General features: G+C 69.1%; 11 protein-coding genes. 5 read left to right on the top strand and 6 right to left on the bottom strand.

The window, feature by feature from the left end:
• Positions 1–33: 33 nt before the first annotated feature.
• From QOL82_RS16135 to QOL82_RS16145, 3 genes are read right to left on the bottom strand one after another with little or no spacing between them, the layout of a single operon-like run.
• Positions 34–1,356, bottom strand: a complete 1,323-nt coding sequence (locus QOL82_RS16135) for an MmgE/PrpD family protein (protein WP_283443317.1) — start codon at positions 1,354–1,356, stop codon at positions 34–36.
• Positions 1,357–1,367: 11 nt separating this feature from the next.
• Positions 1,368–2,363, bottom strand: a complete 996-nt coding sequence (locus tag QOL82_RS16140; RefSeq protein ID WP_283443318.1) for a Bug family tripartite tricarboxylate transporter substrate binding protein — start codon at positions 2,361–2,363, stop codon at positions 1,368–1,370.
• A 53-nt stretch (positions 2,364–2,416) separates the two neighbouring features.
• The gene (locus QOL82_RS16145) at positions 2,417–3,574 is read right to left on the bottom strand and encodes an acyl-CoA dehydrogenase family protein (RefSeq protein WP_283443319.1); all 1,158 of its coding nucleotides are present in this window, start codon (positions 3,572–3,574) and stop codon (positions 2,417–2,419) included.
• 248 nt (positions 3,575–3,822) lie between these two features.
• On the opposite strand from QOL82_RS16145, the gene QOL82_RS16150 reads away from it, so the two are divergent.
• Positions 3,823–5,907, top strand: a complete 2,085-nt coding sequence (locus QOL82_RS16150) for an acetate--CoA ligase family protein (RefSeq protein ID WP_283443320.1) — start codon at positions 3,823–3,825, stop codon at positions 5,905–5,907.
• Between the two features lie 19 nt (positions 5,908–5,926).
• Here the strand turns inward: QOL82_RS16150 and gcvA are convergent, their stop codons facing one another.
• The 3 genes from gcvA to QOL82_RS16165 form a co-directional block, all read right to left on the bottom strand.
• Complete coding sequence (gene gcvA, locus QOL82_RS16155) at positions 5,927–6,829, bottom strand: transcriptional regulator GcvA (protein ID WP_283443321.1); 903 nt, start codon at positions 6,827–6,829, stop codon at positions 5,927–5,929.
• Positions 6,830–6,926: 97 nt separating this feature from the next.
• On the bottom strand, positions 6,927–7,715 hold the full coding sequence (locus QOL82_RS16160) for a class II aldolase/adducin family protein (RefSeq protein ID WP_283443322.1): 789 nt from the start codon (positions 7,713–7,715) through the stop codon (positions 6,927–6,929).
• 38 nt (positions 7,716–7,753) lie between these two features.
• Positions 7,754–8,764: a D-2-hydroxyacid dehydrogenase gene (locus QOL82_RS16165; protein ID WP_283443323.1), complete on the bottom strand. Its 1,011-nt coding sequence runs from the start codon at positions 8,762–8,764 to the stop codon at positions 7,754–7,756.
• Between the two features lie 217 nt (positions 8,765–8,981).
• Between QOL82_RS16165 and QOL82_RS16170 the strand changes: the two genes are divergently transcribed.
• The 4 genes from QOL82_RS16170 (at position 8,982) to tcuB (ending at position 13,554) form a co-directional block, all read left to right on the top strand.
• Complete coding sequence (locus QOL82_RS16170; RefSeq protein WP_283443324.1) at positions 8,982–9,890, top strand: LysR family transcriptional regulator; 909 nt, start codon at positions 8,982–8,984, stop codon at positions 9,888–9,890.
• A gap of 36 nt (positions 9,891–9,926) precedes the next feature.
• On the top strand, positions 9,927–10,853 hold the full coding sequence (locus tag QOL82_RS16175; protein WP_283443325.1) for a LysR family transcriptional regulator: 927 nt from the start codon (positions 9,927–9,929) through the stop codon (positions 10,851–10,853).
• 75 nt (positions 10,854–10,928) lie between these two features.
• Complete coding sequence (gene tcuA, locus QOL82_RS16180) at positions 10,929–12,356, top strand: FAD-dependent tricarballylate dehydrogenase TcuA (RefSeq protein WP_283443326.1); 1,428 nt, start codon at positions 10,929–10,931, stop codon at positions 12,354–12,356.
• Positions 12,343–13,554 carry a tricarballylate utilization 4Fe-4S protein TcuB gene (gene tcuB / locus QOL82_RS16185; protein WP_283443327.1) on the top strand — a complete coding sequence of 404 codons (1,212 nt, stop codon included), beginning with the start codon at positions 12,343–12,345 and terminating at the stop codon, positions 13,552–13,554. The genes tcuA and tcuB overlap by 14 nt, the downstream gene beginning before the upstream one ends.
• Positions 13,555–13,602 lie beyond the last annotated feature (48 nt).

The following is a 13,602-nucleotide window of genomic DNA, read 5'->3' on the forward strand; positions in this document are numbered from 1 at the left end:
CGCTGACAGCCATGGGTACACCGGCCCGATCGTTCACAGCGTGTCCAGCCTGTCGATTTGCCGGAGCCGGCCGAGCAGCGCGTCGGCGGCGGCCTGGCCCAGCACGGGCACGGCAAGTTCGTCGAATTTCTGCGCAAGTTCGTCATCGGTGAGCGGCTGCTCCGGGTCGCCCTTGCGGGTCGGCTGCAGCAGCGTCAGCACGCGGCCGTCGCGCAGCTGCATGCGGATGCGGGCCGCGCGCCGCCCGGGGAAGGCGCCGTCCAGCTCCGGATCGACGCCGAGCACGATGCGGGTCATCAGCGCCCGTGTCGCCGGATCGGCCAGCCGCGCCGGCTCGAATGCCGCCAGCCGCACGCTGCCGTGGCACAGCGCGCTGGCCACCGCATACTTCACGGAAAAGCGCGCTTCCGCCGGCGTGGCCGGATGCTCGTAGCCAGCCACCTCCAGCGCGGCACGGTAAGTGAGAATGTCGATGCGCTCGATGTCGTCTGGACGCACGCCATGCTGCGCCTGCAGCGCCAGCGCGCCGTCGATGGGCGCGAAGGTGTGCCCGCAGCACGCATGGTTCTTGAAGGTGATGCGGGTGATATGGAAGTCCCGGCCCAGCGTGGCGACCGCCTGACGCCAGTCCGGGCCGTCGCTCATCGCGCGGCCGAGGCCGCTGTCGCCTTCCAGGATATCGAGCGAGCCCGTCACGCCTTCGGCTGCGGCCAGCGCCGCGGTCACGCCGGCTTCGGCGGCACGGCCGGCATGCAGCGGCTTGGACATCGAATCCATCCGGAACGCCTGCTGCAGGCCGGCGGCAAAGGTCGCCACGGTGGCCAGCGCATGCGCGAACCGGTCCGCATCGAGCTGCAGGATCTCGGCGGCAGCAGCAGCGGCGCCGAAGCAGCCAATGGTGCCGGTATTGTGCCAGTAGCGGTAATGGGCGCGCCCCATCGCGGCGCCAATGCGGGTCGACACTTCGTAGCCGACCACCACCGCCCGCAGGAAGTCCGCACCCGAAACCTTCCTGGCCTGGGCCAGCGCGAGGGCCGCGGCAATGGTGGGCGCGCCGGGGTGATAGATCGCCTCGCGGAAAATATCGTCGACTTCCACGATATGCGCCGCCGTGCCGTTGATCAGCGCCGCCGCACGGATCGTCGCCGGCGTGCCAGACACCAGGCGCGCCCGGCCATGGCCGACCTCGTCGGCCAGCGCCTGCTGCAGCGAGGTCGCCGGCGGCAGCACGGCGCCCGGGAGCGCCGCCGCATACCAGTCGATCACGGCCCGCTGGGCATGGTGCGTGACTTCCGCGCTCATCGGCGCGGCCCGGTAGCCGACGGCGAACCCGGCGAATTGTTCGACGATGGTCATGGGTTCCCCGTTTATTCCGCGCTCGCGCCGGACAGCTTGACGACCTTTTCCCACTTGGCGGTCTCGCTGCGCATGTAGTCGCCGAACTGGGCCGGCGTGGAAGCCACCGGTTCGGCGCCCTGTTCGATGAACTTCGCGCGCATGTCCGGCGTGGCCATCACGCGGGCAATGTCGGCGGAAATCTTTTCCGAGACAGCCTTGGGCATCGCGGCCGGGCCGACCAGCCCGAACCAGGAACTCGCATCGAAGTTCGGGTAACCCGATTCGGCCACCGTCGGGATCTCGGGCAAGCCGGTCGAGCGCTTCTTGCTGGTCACTGCCAGCGCCTTGAGCTTGCCGCTGCGCACATGCTGGACCACGGACGGAATGGTGGCGAACATGAAGTGCACCGAATCCCCGGCCAGCAGGTCGTTCAACGCCACCGCGCCCTTGTACGGCACATGGGTGGCCTCGACCTTGGCTTCATGCTTGAGCAGTTCGGTGGCCAGGTGAGACGCGGTGCCGCTGCCGGTCGACGCATAGAAATACTTGCCGGGATTGGCCTTCAGCAGGCCCATGAAGTCCTTGAATGTCGCGGCCGGCATGAACTTGGGATTGACGACCAGCATATTGGGCACATCGGCCACGAGCGAGATCGGCGTGAAGTCCTTCAGGTGGTCGAACGGCATGCGCTTGTACAGGCTCGTGTTCACGGACAGCGGCCCGGTCGAGCCCATGAACAGCGTGTAGCCGTCGGGCGCGGCCTTGGCAACGAGCGCGCCGGCGATATTGCCGCCGGCGCCGGGCCGGTTTTCCACGATGACGGACTGGCCCCAGGCCTTGCTCAGCTCCACGCCCAGCATGCGGGCAATGATGTCGGTGGTGCCGCCCGGGGAAAAGCCGACGATGATGTTGACGGGCCGCTTGGGCCAGTCCTGGTCCTGCGCCGGCGACTGCTGCGCAAACAGCGTCAGCGCGATGCCGACGACGGGAATGGCGAGCTTGCGGATGGTGGTCGATAAGGTCATGTCTGGCGTCTCCGTCTTCTGATTTTTGTGATGGTCATGCTTCTGCTGCGGCATCAGGTCGCGCTGGCGGCCCGCTGCGAAAACGTGCGGCCGAATACGCCCTCGGCAATCCGGTTTTTCAAGACTTCAATCGAGCCGCCGGCGATCATCCAGCCGCGGGTGCGCCGCACGCAATATTCGATCAGCATCTCCTGGCTGTAGCCCATGGCGCCCATAACCTGCAGCGCTTCATTGGCGACGTCCCAGCCGGCCTGGTTGCACGCCAGCTTGGCCATCGCGGTGCTCTGGGCCGACGGCAGGCCGTGCTCGCCTTCCAGCGCGGCGCGGTAGAGCAGCAGCTGGGCCGCGTCGAGCTTGACCGCCATCTCGGCGAACTTCCACTGAATGCCCTGGAATTCGCAGAGCGCGCGGCCGAACTGCTTGCGGCCCAGCGCATGCTCGCGCGCCGCATTGAACGCATAGCGGCCCAGCGCCAGCGACCGCGACGCGTTGCCCAGCCGCTCCACGTTGAAGCCCGAAATCTGCCGCTTGAAGCCGCCCTCGCCGAGCAGCACGTTCGCGCGCGGGATCCGGCAATGTTCGAAATAGAGCTGGCTCCACTGCTCGCCGCTCATGAAGGACGATGGCGCTCCAACCGAGAATCCCGGCGTGCCGCGTTCGACCAGCACCGAGCCGATGCCGTTGACGCCGGGGCCGAAGCGCACATAGACCAGGAACAGGTCGGCTTCCGGGCTGTGCGTGGAGAACACCTTGCTGCCATTGATCAGGTAGCCGTCGCCGTCTTCGGTCGCGCTGGTTTTCAGCTCCGTGACCGCGGACCCGGCGTCCGGCTCGCTCATGCCCAGCGCGATCAGCCGGGTGCCCGCCAGCAGGCCGGGCAGGAAGCGCGCCTTCTGGTCGGCGCTGGCATATTCGACAAAGGTGCGGATCGGGCCGAAGTTGCCGGCCTGGACGATGTCCGCGCTCTTCGGGCAGGCCAGCGCGACTTCCTGGATCGCCAGCACCGCGTGCATCAGGGTGCCGCCCTGGCCGCCGTCGGCCTCGTCGAAGGCGATACCCAGCAGGCCCTGTTCGGCAAGCATGGCGGCCACGTCCCACGGATACTGCCGCGAATGGGCGCGTTCCAGTGCGCCAGGGGCGAGCTTGTCTTGGGCGAAGCGGCGCACGGCGTCGGCGAAGGCGCGGTGTTCCTCGCTCAGGTCGAAATTCATGACGGTTCCTTGGTCTTGTCGGTGCAGGGATGCAGGAGTGCAGGCGGGGCCAGTGTGCGCTGACGTCCCGGCTTTGACAATTTCCGGTTACGCACGCCGGCATGAGAAAAACTCATGGCAGCCACCGCGCCGCAGGGCTTTTACAAAAACGCATGGCGGCATTCGCAATCGGAATCGGAGCGCGGAAAGCCAGGTGCAATAATCCGGCAAGCCCCGCACCAACCGCAACCAGGAGGACCGACAACGTCATGCCCGATATCCCGCACGCCAGCCTGGGACAGGCTCTGTTTACACCGCGCAGCATCGCCATCATTGGCGCTTCCGACGACCCGACCAAGACGTCCGGCCGGCCAGTGCTGTTCCTGCGCCGCGCCGGCTTTGCCGGGGCCGTGTACCCGGTCAACCCGCGCCGCGACACGGTGCTGGGCGAACGGGCCTGGCCCTCGGTGGCGGCCCTGCCCGAGGTGCCCGACCATGCGTATATCGTCACGTCGACCGAGCTGGTGCTGGACGCCGTGGAGGAATGCGGCCGTGCCGGGGTGCGGGTGGCAAGCATCCTGGCGAACGGGTTCTCGGAAGCCGGTCCGGACGGCATGGCGCGCGAGGCGCGGCTGCGCGAGATCTGCAAGCGCACCGGCATCCGGGTGGTCGGACCCAACAGCCTGGGCGTGGTCAATGTCCACCTGCGCTCGATGATCACCGCCAATGCCGCCTTCGCCGAGCCCGAGCTGCCGCCCGGCGGCATCTTTGTCGCCTCGCACAGCGGCAGCATGATCGGTGCGCTGGTTTCGCGCGGCAAGGAGCGCGGCATCGGCTTCGCCGGCTTGGTCTCGGTCGGCAACGAGGCCGATCTCGGCATCGGCGAAATCTGCATGGCGACGCTGGACGATCCCGCGATCACGGGCTACCTGCTGTTTCTCGAGACCCTGCGCCAGAGCGCCCAACTGCGCTCGTTCGCACTGGCCGCCGCCGCACGCGGCAAGCCGGTGGCCGCATTCAAGCTGGGGCGTTCCGCCGCCGCGGCGGAGCTGGCGGTGTCGCATACCGGCGCGCTGGCCGGCGAGGATGACGTGGCCGACGCCTTCCTGAAGGATTGCGGCATCGCCCGGGTGGAAACGCTGGAAGGCTTCATCGAATGTCTGCCGCTCCTTTCGCGCATGCCGGTCGCCGCGCGCGGACCGGCGCGGGTCGGCGTGCTCACCACCACTGGCGGCGGCGCCGCGATGGTGGTCGACCAGCTCGGCATGCGCGGCGTCAACGTGGTCCGGCCGTCGGACGACACCTTCCGCCGCCTGGCCGATGCCGGCGTCAACGTGGGCCATGGCGCCATCGTCGACCTGACGCTGGCCGGCACCCGCTATGACGTGATGAAAGCCGCGATCGACGTGATGTCGTCGGCCCCCGAGTTCGACCTGATCGTGGCGGTGGCGGGCTCGTCGGCCCGCTATCATCCGGACCTGGCAGTGCGTCCCATCATCGACAGCAAGGATGGCCCCAGGCCGCTGGTCGCTTTCCTGGTGCCGGAAGCGCCGCAGGCGCTGGCCCTGCTCACCGCGGCCGGGGTGCCGAACTTCCGCACGCCCGAAGCCTGCGCCGACGCGATCGCCGCCGCCTTCGGCCGCCGCGCGCCGAGGGCGATCCCGGCGCAGCCGGCACACGGCGAAGCGGCGCCGGCCGGCGGCCGCCTGCTCGACGAGCTGCAGGCGTATGCGCTGCTGGAGCGCATCGGCGTGCCGCATGCGCCGGTCATGGCGATCGAGGTCGGCCAGGCGCTGCCGCCGGTGCCGCTCGCTTACCCGCTGGCCGTCAAGGTGCTGCATGCCGAGATTGCGCACAAGACCGATGTCGGCGGCGTGGTGCTGGGTGTGGCGGACGCCGGTGCGCTGGCCCGCGCGGTGCAAACGATTGCGCACGACGTTGCCGAACGCCGGGCCGGCACCACGGTGGACCGGGTGCTGGCGCAGTCCATGGTCAGGGGCCTGGGCGAAGTGCTGATCGGCTACCGCGTCGACGCCCAGGCCGGGCCGCTGGTCATGCTGGCCGCCGGCGGCGTGCTGACGGAAATCTACCGCGACCGCAGCCTGCGCATGGCGCCGGTCGACCTCGACACCGCGCATGACATGATCGGCGAGGTCCGGGCGCTGCAGGCGGTGGCCGGCTATCGCGGCAAGCCGCCGGGCGACCTCGACGCGCTGGCCGCGGCCATCGTCGCGCTGTCTGGCCTGGCGCTGCTGGAGGATGTGCGGGTGGCCGAGGCGGAGATCAATCCGCTGATCGTGCTGCCGGCCGGGCAGGGCGTCACCGCGGTCGACGCGCTGGTGCGCCTGGCCTGACGCGGCGCCCGGGCAGGCATCAGGCCCGGGTATGGCGGGTCTGGTCCAGCAGCCAGTCGCGAAACACGGCGACCTTGCGCGGCATGGCGTCGCGCTGCGGGCGCAGCAGGTAATACGCCAGGCCCTTGCGCACCACCCTGGGCAGCGGGCAGACCAGCGTGCCGCTGTCGAGTTCATGGTCGAGCAGGCGCACCTGGCCGATGGCCACGCCCAGGCCGTCGACGGCGGCCTGGTAGGTCAGGATGGAACTCGAGAACACCATGTTGTCGGGGTGCGCGGCAAGCGCAGGCTGGCCGACCGCGGCCAGCCAGTACGGCCAGTCCTCCTTGCGATAGCGCGAGTGCAGCAGCCGGTGGTGCTTCAGGTCGTCGACGCAACGCAGCGGCATCCCCGGCCGGTCCAGCAGCGCCGGGCTGCAGACCGGCGTGATGCAGTCGTCGAACAGGGGGTCGCAATGCACGCCCGGCCAGCCGCCGTCGCCGAACTGGATCGCGAGGTCGAGCGCGTCGCTGGAAAAATCGGCCGGCGTGACATCGGTGCTGAGCTGCACATCGATTTCCGGGTACGCCTGCTGGAACGCCGGCAGCCGGCGCATCAGCCATTTCGCGGCAAAGGTCGTGTAGGCGCGCACCCGGAGCGGACCGCCGCGGCTCTGGGTCAGCAGGTTCTGGGTCGCGGCCACGATGCGCGCGAACGCCGGGCCGATCTCCTGCTGGTAGGCGCGGCCCGCCTCGGTCAGGCTGATGCCGCGCTGTTCCCGGTGGAACAGCCTGACCTGCAGGTAATCCTCCAGCAGCGAAATCTGCCGGCTCACTGCGGACTGGCTCACATGCAACTCGTCCGCCCCCTTGGTAAAGCTGCCCAGCCGGGCAACCGCTTCGAACACCCGCAGTGGATTCAGCGGTGGAATTATTTTGGCCATGACGTCTCCTGTGCGCAAAGTATACGGCAGCCACGGCCAGCGACTGCCGTCCGCGGCGCAGCCCGGCATGCGCCGGCGCGGCGGCCAGGGGCGCGGATCAGGTCTTGTAGCTGGGATCCAGCCGATCGAGCTTGCGCAGCAGCGCCGGCCACTCCATCAGGCCGTAGGGCCGGCGCGTGCCGGGCTGGTAATTGTTCCAGGTCTCTTCCAGCACCTGCTGCGGCACCGGCGCGAACGGACTGTTGGCCGCCATTGCCGCCAGCTGCGAGCGGCAGGCAAGTTCCAGCCGGTGCATCCAGTTGAAGGCTTCGCCCACCGTGCGGCCCACGGTCAGCACGCCATGGTTGCGCAGGACCAGCGCTTCGCCGCTGCCAAGGTCGGCAATCAGCGATGCCTGCTCGGCCTCGTTGAGCACCACGCCCTGGTAGTCGTGATAGCCGATCTTCAGGAAGCGCATCGCGGTCTGGGTCAGCGGCAGCAGGCCGCAGGCGAGCGAGGACACGGCCATCGACGCCCAGCTGTGGGTGTGGATCACGCAGCCGACATCGCTGCGGGCCGCATGCACGGCGGTATGGATCACCGCGCCGGCCTTGTTGACCGTGTAGTTCAGCGCGCCGAAGTCGGGCGCGGTAACGATCCTGCCATCGTGGTCCATCTTGAGCAGGCAGGACGCCGTGATTTCCTCGTACATCATGCCGTATGGGTTGATCAGGTAGGTGCCTTCCTCGCCGGGGATCGCCGCCGAGATATGGTTGGCCATCATGTCGGACATGCCATACATCTCGACCAGCCGGTAACAGGCCGCCAGGTTGACCCGGGCTTCCCATTCCGCCTCGGAGCAGCGGTCCTTCATGCTGGCAATCTGCAGTACGCCATCTTTTACCATCGTCGTCTCCTTCATCCATTCATAATTCATCGATGCCTTCAGGGCATCGGGTTGCGCATCGCCTGGCCGCTGCGCCAGCGCGCCAGGTTGTCCAGGAACAGCTCGGCGACCGCGGCATAGTGGCCGCTGGTATGGCCGGCGGTGTGCGGCGAGACGATCACGTTCGGCAGGTCCCAGAGCGGCGACAGCGGCGACAGCGGCTCGGTCTCGAAGACATCGAGGAAGGCCCCGCCCAGCGCGCCGGAGGCCAGCGCCGCGACCAGGTCGCGCTCGACGGCGACCTCGCCGCGGGCGACGTTGATGACGCGGGCGCCTGCCGGAAGCAGGGCCAGGCGCGCCGCGTCCAGCAGTCCCCGGGTCTGACCGGTCAACGGGCAGGCGAGGATGACCCAGTCGGCCAGCGGCAATGCCTCGTTCAGGCGGTCGAAGGGCAGCACGCGGTCGCAGTGCGGCGTCGCCGCGTCGCTGCGCCGCACGCCGATGACCTGCAGGCGCAGCATCTTCAGCAGCCGCGCGGCCTCCTGGCCGATCGGCCCCAGCCCGACGATCAGCGCTGTCTGTCCGGCCAGGTCGCGCGGCGCGCGTGCCCCGAGCAGCGGCTCCCACGCATGCCGCCGCTGCGCCGCCATCAGGTCGGGCAGCCGTCGGCCGAGCGCCAGCAGCGCGGCCAGGATCATCTGCGCCACCGCTTCCGCATTGGCGCCGGACGAGGTGGTGACAATGACGCCCCGGGCGCGCAGCTCCGGGTAGATCGGCCGGTCCGCGCCGGCCGAATGACCATGCACCCATGCCAGGCGCGGCGCATGCCGCAGGATGTCGTAGAAGCGCAGCAGCGCATCGGTCAGCACGGTTTTGCTGGACGTGCCGGTGACGTCGCGGCTGATGAACGCAATATCGATGTCGTGGCTGCCGGTCGCCGGCAGGTCGGAAGGCCGGACGATCGTATAGGGCTGGTCCTGGAACAGCCGGGCCATGCCCGGGCCCAGATGGGCGGCGGCCTGGTCCGACAGCAGGATGACCGGCGCCGGCCGGGCTGGAGTCGTGAGCATCGTTTGCGGAAGCGGTTGGTGGATCGATGCCGGAATGGCTGACGCATTCTAGCCATTCCCGGCCGGGCCGAGTTGACGGATTGGAAAGGCAGCATTGCCGACGCCATATGCATTCCGCGCGGCTCAAGGCTCGACAAGTGACGCGGCCATGTCGCATGCCTTACACTGGCCGGCATTGGCACCGGAAGGCCTCACCCTGTTTCACGGCATACGCAGCATGACAAAAACGCTCGACACCCACCTGCTGGACCTCTTTGTGTCCGTGATCGAGAAAAAAAGCCTGACCCAGGCCGGACGGGACATGCACCTGGTCGTGTCCGCGGTCAGCAAGCGCATGGATGAACTGGAGCGCCAGGTCGGCCGCACGCTGTTGAAGCGCCACGGCCGCGGCATCGAGCCGACCGCCGCCGGCGACCTGCTCTACTTGTATGCGAAATCCATCCTGCGCAGCCTGCGCGCCGCCGACGAGGCGCTTGCGGAATTCGACAGCACCGGCGTGCGCAAGATCCGGCTGCTGGCCAACCAGACATCCATCCTGCAAAGCCTGCCGGCCGAGATCGCCGGCTTCCTGGCCGGCCGCGCCAACACCTCGATCGAACTGACCGAAGGCCATAGCGTCGACATCCCGGCGATGGTCCATGACGGCCATGCCGATGTCGGCATCTACCATGCGCCGTATCCGGCGGCCGGCGTGCTGTCGACGCCCTACCGGCAGGACCGCATCGGCCTGGTGGTGCCGAACGGCCACCCTCTGCAGGCACGCGGCGCGGTGTTCTTCGAAGAGGCGCTCGACTATCCGCTGGTCGGCAACTTCCCGCGCCATAGCCTCGACCTGTTCCTGGAGCTGGCCGGCGCGTCGCTGTCGCGGCCGCCGACCGTGGTGCTGTCGGTGTCGAATTTCGAGGCGCGCTGCCACATGGTGAAGGAGGGCGTCGGCATCGCCATGGTGCCCGAGGACGTCGCCCGCCGTTACCTGGGCCCGCTCGGCCTGTCGCTCGTCCGCATCGACGACGACTGGGCGCAGCGCCAGTTCTACGCCTGCATGCGCGCGCAGCACAGCGGCGACAGCCATGCCGGCAGCCTGCTCGCACACCTGTGCAGCCCGGACGTCCGGCATGCCGGCTAAGCGCCGCCCGCAGCGGCAGGGCTGCTGAGGCGCATCATGGAATTGCGCCAGTTACGTTACTTCGTGCGGATCGTCGAACTCGGCAGCATGGGCCGCGCCGCGCAAGACCTGGGCGTGGTCACCTCCGCGCTGAGCCAGCAGATCAGCCGTCTGGAAAGCGAGCTGTCGACCCGGCTGCTGCAGCGCACGTCCAGCGGCGTGCTGCCGACCGACGCCGGCCTGGCATTCTGGCGCCAGGCCCAGCTGGCGCTGCGGCATGCCGACGACGCGGTGCGCGCCGCCCAGCTCGCACGCCTGTCCGGCCATGTCAGCGTTGGCCTCGCGCCCAGCACCAGCGCGGTGCTGGGCCTGCCGTTCATGGCGGCCATGCGGGAACACTATCCGGACGTGCGCCTGCACCTGGTCGAAAGCCTGTCGGGCAATCTGGCCGCGATGCTGCGCGCGCGCCAGCTCGACCTGGCGGTGCTGTTCCAGTCCGACCGCGGCCAGCGCTGGAGCGTGCTGCCGCTGCTCGACGAGCGCCTGTTCCTGATCGCCCGGCGCGGCCTGTTCGGCCTGCCCGAGCGGGACACGATCGAGGTCGATGAACTGGCGGACGTGCCGCTCATCCTGCCCAGCAACCAGCACGGCTTGCGCGCGCTGCTCAATGCCGCGGCCAGCCGCGGCCGCTCCGCGCTGAACGTGGTCGCGGAAATCGACGGACTGGCCATGCTGATGGACGCGGTCCATGCCGGCTACGGCGCGACCATCCAGCCGGGCGCCGCGCTGGCGCGCCGGACCGACGAACCGCTGGCGGTGCTCGAGGTCGTCGACAGCGCGGCCCGCCGGCCCAACCTGCTGGTGAGCCTGTCCGACGACGAATTGTCGCCGGCAGGGCTCGCGGCCCGGGTGGTGCTGGACCGCGTCGCGCGGGAACTCGTCGAAGCGGGGCGCTGGCCGGGCGCGACTCTTCACGAACCGTGAACGCCTGTTGCCGGCAAGGCGCTGGCGCCATCCGGCAGCACGGCATACAGTCCGCCTACTGTCGGGAGAACAAGTATGGTGGACGTGCTGGTAATCGGGGGAGGCAATGCCGCATTGTGCGCGGCGCTGATGGCGCGCGAGGCCGGCGCATCGGTGATGCTGCTGGAATCGGCGCCGCGTGAATGGCGCGGCGGCAATTCGCAGCACACGCGCAACCTGCGCTGCATGCATGACGCGCCGCAGGACGTGCTGGTCGACGCCTATCCCGAGGAAGAATACTGGCAGGACCTGCTGAAAGTGACCGGCGGCCTGACCAACGAGCACCTGGCGCGCCTGACCATCCGCGCGTCCGCCACTTGCCGTCCATGGATGCAGAAGCATGGCGTGCGCTTCCAGCCGCCGCTGTCGGGCGCGCTGCATGTGGCGCGCACCAACGCCTTCTTCATGGGCGGCGGCAAGGCGCTGGTCAACGCCTACTACCGCAGCGCCGAGGCGATGGGCGTGGCCGTGCAGTACGACACGCCAGTCGACGCCATCGAACTGGATGATGGCCGCTTCTTCGCCGCCCGCAGCGGCGAGCGGCGCTTCGAGGCGCGCGCCTGCGTGCTGGCCGCCGGCGGCTTCGAGTCCAACCTGGCCTGGATGCGCGAGGCATGGGGCCAGAACGCCGCGGGCGAATGGCCCGCCGACAATTTCCTGATCCGTGGCACCCGCTTCAACCAGGGCGTCCTGCTGAAATACATGATCGACGCCGGGGCCGACGTGATCGGCGACCCGTCGCAGTCGCACTGCGTGGCTATCGACGCCCGGGCGCCGCTGTACGACGGCGGCATCTGCACCCGGATCGACTGCGTCTCGCTGGGCGTGGTGGTCAACCGGCAGGGCGAGCGCTTTTATGATGAAGGCGAGGACTTCTGGCCGAAGCGCTATGCGATCTGGGGCCGGCTCGTCGCCGAGCAGCCTGGGCAGATCGGCTATTCCATCATCGACGCCAAGGCCATCGGCCGCTTCATGCCGCCGGTCTTTCCCGGCACCACGGCGGCGACGCTGGACGAACTCGCGCAAAAGCTCGGGCTGCCGGGCGAACCCTTTTTGCGCACCCTGGCGGACTACAACGCGGCCTGCCGGGTCGGCACCTTCGACCACACCGCGCTGGACGATTGCCATACCGAGGGCATCGCGCCGGCCAAGACCCACTGGGCGCGACCGATCGACACGCCGCCGTACTATGCCTATCCGCTGCGGCCGGGCATCACCTTCACCTACCTGGGCCTGCGGGTCGATGAGCATGCGGCGGTGCATTTTGGCGGACAGCCCAGCGACAACCTGTTCGTGGCCGGTGAAATGATGGCCGGGAACGTGCTCGGCAAGGGCTACACCGCCGGCGTGGGTATGTCGATCGGCACCGCATTCGGCCGCATCGCCGGCGCCCGCGCGGCGACAGCCGCCCTGCATGCAGCGCAAGCAACACAAGGACGAGGACAACACCATGCAACAGCTTGACGCGCTGGTGCGCGACGCGCGCGACCAGGCCGCCCCTTCCGACGACCGCGTGCTGCGCCCGGCCGGCGGCCCGCAGCCGGAGAGACCAGTGCAGGCGCTGACCGCGCCGGAAGCCGAAGTCGCGCGCCAGATGCAGATCTGCAATGCCTGCCGCTACTGCGAAGGTTTTTGCGCGGTCTTCCCGGCCATGACGCGGCGGCTGGAATTCGCCAAGGCCGATGTGCATTACCTTGCCAACCTGTGCCACAACTGCGGCGCCTGCTACCACGCGTGCCAGTACGCGCCGCCGCACGAGTTTGCCGTCAACGTGCCGCAGGCAATGGCCGTGGTGCGCGGTCAGACCTACGCGGAATATGCATGGCCGCCCGCCATGGGCGCGCTGTACCGGCGCAACGGGCTGACCGTGGCGCTGGCGCTGGCCGCCGGCCTGGCGCTGTTCCTGGTGCTGGGACTGGCTCGCAACGGCACGCTGCTGCATGCGCCGCTGGCCGGCAATTTCTATGCGATCTTCCCGCATAACCTGATGGCCGCGCTGTTCGGCGCCGTTTTCGGCTTCGCGGTGCTGGCGCTGGGCATCGGGGTGACCCGCTTCTGGCGGGACGTGTCGCCCGGCCGCGCATCCGGCGCGGCAGTGGCCGAGGCCGCGCACCATGCGCTGGCGCTCACCTACCTGGGCGGCGGGCACGGGGAGGGCTGCAACGAGGAAGACGACCGGTTCACCCTGGTGCGCCGCCGCTTCCATCACGCCACGTTCTACGGCTTCATGCTGTGCTTCGCGTCGACCTCGGTCGCCACGCTGTACCACTACCTGCTCGGACTGCCGGCGCCCTATGCGCTGACCAGCCTGCCGGTGCTGCTGGGCACGGCAGGCGGCATCGGCCTGCTGGTCGGGCCGGCCGGGCTGCTGTGGCTGAACCTGCGCCGGCATCCGGCGCAGGGCGACCTCCGGCAGCGGCCGATGGACCGCGGATTCATCGCCCTGCTGCTGCTGACCAGCGCCACCGGCCTGGCGCTGCTGGCCTGGCGCGACAGCGGCGCGATGGGCCTGCTGCTGGCGGTGCACCTCGGCGTCGTCATGGCGCTGTTTGCGACCCTCCCGTATGGCAAGTTCGCCCACGGCATTTACCGCAGCGCCGCGCTGCTCAAGGCCGCCATCGAGAAACGGCAGGCCAGCAAGCTGCAGCTCGGGTCGGACTGACCCGGCGGGCCGCGCGGGCCGGTGCGCATCGCGTATTCATAACAAACA

The organism is Noviherbaspirillum suwonense (assembly GCF_900182955.1).
Lineage (GTDB): Bacteria > Pseudomonadota > Gammaproteobacteria > Burkholderiales > Burkholderiaceae_D > Noviherbaspirillum_A > Noviherbaspirillum_A suwonense.